At 66.8% G+C, this 3,264-nt stretch carries 3 protein-coding genes; all 3 read left to right on the plus strand.

Annotated features, from left to right (window positions below; translation table 11 throughout):
* Window positions 1-155 precede the first annotated feature (155 nt).
* A complete protein-coding gene (gene rpsD, locus Q0U08_RS19215) occupies window positions 156-770 on the plus strand; it encodes a 30S ribosomal protein S4 (RefSeq protein WP_298093363.1) in 615 nt (204 codons plus the stop codon).
* 132 nt (window positions 771-902) lie between these two features.
* Window positions 903-2,540 (plus strand): M28 family peptidase, encoded by a 1,638-nt coding sequence (locus Q0U08_RS19220; protein WP_298093364.1) that lies wholly within the window; start codon window positions 903-905, stop codon window positions 2,538-2,540.
* Window positions 2,537-3,264, plus strand: a 728-nt coding sequence (locus tag Q0U08_RS19225; protein ID WP_298093365.1) for an agmatine deiminase family protein, incomplete at its 3' end; no start/stop codon positions are given. The genes Q0U08_RS19220 and Q0U08_RS19225, both read left to right, overlap by 4 nt.

Genomic DNA, 3,264 nt, shown 5'->3' on the forward strand with positions numbered 1-3,264 from the left:
ATCCTTGACTCCCACACGCCCAGCGGCTAGGCGCGCGCCTTCGCAATCGCCCCCGCACCCCGGTGAAGCGGAGGGCCCGCGCGTGTCTGCATCGTCAGGTTCGCAAGGCGCGATCTACCGGGAATACCGTTGTTAGCTGTTGCCAAGGAATATCGATGTCGAAGCGTCATAGCGCAAAGTACAAGCTCGACCGCCGGATGGGCGAGAACATCTGGGGTCGTCCGAAGAGCCCGGTCAACAAGCGCGAATACGGCCCCGGCCAGCATGGCCAGCGCCGCAAGGGCAAGATGTCGGACTTCGGCATCCAGCTCCGCGCCAAGCAGAAGCTGAAGGGCTATTACGGCGACGTCACCGAGAAGCAGTTCAAGGCGTCGTACATCGAGGCCGCCCGCATGAAGGGCGACACCGGTCAGAACCTGATCGGCCTGCTGGAGCAGCGCCTGGACATGATCGTGTACCGCGCCAAGTTCGCGCCGACGATCTGGGCCGCGCGTCAGCTCGTCAGCCATGGTCACATCCGCGTCAACGGCGTGAAGTGCAACGTCGCGTCGCGCCGCTGCTTCGTCGGCGACGAGATCACGCTGGGTTCCAAGGCGCAGGAGATGGCGCTGGTGATGGAAGCGCAGCAGCTCGCCGAGCGTGAAGTGCCCGATTATGTCGCGCCGGACGGCACCGCCAAGGTGACCCTGGTCCGCGTACCGACGCTGGACGAGGTGCCCTATCCGGTGAAGATGGAGCCGAACCTGGTCGTCGAGTTCTACTCGCGCTAAGTTTCGGGTATTCCGAACGGAATTTGGAAGGGCGGTCCCGCTGGGGCCGCCCTTTTCCTTTGGGCGGCAGTGCTGGACGCGTGCGTGGCAGGTTGGCAAGAAGGGCGCCGATAATCCGAATTGGGGTCCTTCATGCGCCAAGCCATTCTTGCCACGCTGCTTTTCTCCGCCGCCGGGGTGGCGAACGCGCAAACCAGGCCGGCAATCTCCGTCGAGACGCTGAAGACGGTGACGCAGACGCTGGCGTCCGACGCCTATGAGGGGCGTGCGCCGACGACGCCGGGCGAGGACAAGACGGTCGCCTATATCGTCGAGCGCTTCAAGGCGGCCGGGCTGAAGCCGGGCAACAAGGGAAGCTGGTTCCAGGACGTGCCGATGGTGGAGATCACCGCCACCGACGTGCAGCCGATGACCTTTACCGGCGGCGCCACGCCGCTGTCGCTGGCGTACCGCACCGACATGGTGGCGGGCACCTATCGCGTGACGCCCAAGATCGCGGTGAAGGACAGCGAGGTCGTCTTTGTCGGATACGGCATCACCGCGCCGGAAAAGGGCTGGGACGATTATGCCGGCGTCGATGTGCGCGGCAAGACGGTGGTGATCCTGGTCAACGATGCCGACTGGCAGACTGAAGGGCGCGAGGGTCCGTTCGAGGGCCGGGCGATGACCTGGTACGGGCGCTGGCCGTACAAATACGAGAATGCCGCGAAGCATGGTGCGGCGGCGGCGATCATCGTCCACCAGACCGAGCCGGCGGCCTATCCCTGGGCGGTGGTGCAATCGTCGTGGACGGGGCCGCAACTGGAACTGGACGAGGCGGGCGATCACATGGACCAGAGCCAAGTGATCGGCTGGATCCAGCAGGCCTCCGCCCAGGCGCTGTTCCGCTCGGCGGGCAAGGATCTGGGCGCGCTGACCAAAGCGGCGCAGACCAAGGGGTTCAAGGCGGTGCCGCTCGGGCTGAAGATGTCGACCGGCTTTTCCAATACGGTCCGGCGGCAGGCATCCAAGAACGTGATCGGCGTGCTGCCGGGGACGACCGCGCCGGGCGAGACGGTGCTGTATTCGGGACATTGGGACCATCTGGGCCGCTGCGACGCGGTGGACGGGGACGACATCTGCAACGGCGCGGCGGACAATGCGACGGGGATCGCCGGGCTGGTCGCGCTGGCCGAGGCACAGGTGAAGGCGGGGCCGGCCAAGCGGTCAATCGCGTTCCTGGCGGTGACGGCGGAGGAAAGCGGGCTGCTCGGTTCGCGCTATTATGCCGAACATCCGGTCTTTCCGCTGGGCCGGACCGTGGGCGGGGTGAACATGGACGTGCTGAACGTCGTGGGGCCGGTGAAGGACTTCGTGCTGACGGGGGCGGGCAAGTCCGAGATCGAGGATCTGGCCAAGCCGCTGGTCGCCGCGCAGGGGCGGACGATCAGCCCGGAGGCGAACCCGGAGCGGGGCAGCTATTACCGCTCCGACCATTTTTCCTTCGCCAAGCTGGGCGTGCCGATGCTGTCGGGCGGATCGGGGCAGGACCAGGTGGAGGGCGGCGTCGCGGCGGGCCATGCCGCGCGCGAGGATTATGTCGCCAACCGCTACCACAAGCCGTCCGACGAATATGATCCCAAGTGGAACTGGGGTGGTGCGGTGCAGGACCTGACCGTCTATTACGCGCTCGGCCGCAAGCTGGCGGACGATACGGGCCTGTGGCCCAACTGGTATCCGACCGCCGAATTCCGCGCCATCCGTGACCAGAGCAGGGCAAAGAGCAAGTGACGAGCACCACACCCCCTCCCGCCGAATGGGCGCCGCACGCCGCCGTGTGGATCGGCTTTCCCAGCCATGCCGAGCTTTGGCAGGAGGATCTGGAGCAGGCACGCGAGGAAGTCGTCGCCTTTGCCGCGGCGGTGCATGCCGAGGGTCGCGGCGAGACGGTGATCCTGGTCGCGGCGGACGGCGAGGCGGCGGATGCGGCCCGTGCGCTGGCGCCCTTTGCCGAGGTGGTGGTGCAGCCGTTCGGCGACATCTGGCTGCGCGATACCGGGCCGATCCTGTTGGGCGACGGATCGGCGCGGCTGTTCGGCTTCAACGGCTGGGGCGGCAAGTACGATCTGCCCGGCGACGACACGGTGGGCGAGCGGCTGGCCGAGGATCGCGGGCTGTCGGCAACGCGGTGCGACTGGATATTGGAGGGCGGCGCGATCGACGGCGACGGCACCGGCACCGTGGTGACGACGCGTCAGTGCCTGTTGAATCCCAATCGCAACCCGGAACTGACGCAGGATGGCATCGAGCGGCGGCTGGCGGACGATCTGGGGCTGACCCGCGTGGTGTGGCTGGGTGACGGGCTGCTGAACGATCATACCGACGGGCATGTCGACAATCTGGCGCGCTTCGTGGGCGAGAACCGTGTCGCCATTCCGCAGGCTTCGGAGAATGATCCAAACTGGCAGGTCTACAACGCCGCGCGCCGCGATGCGGAGGCGGCGGGGCTGGAGGT

It is taken from the genome of uncultured Sphingomonas sp., from assembly GCF_946477935.1.
Taxonomy (GTDB): Bacteria; Pseudomonadota; Alphaproteobacteria; order Sphingomonadales; family Sphingomonadaceae; genus Sphingomonas.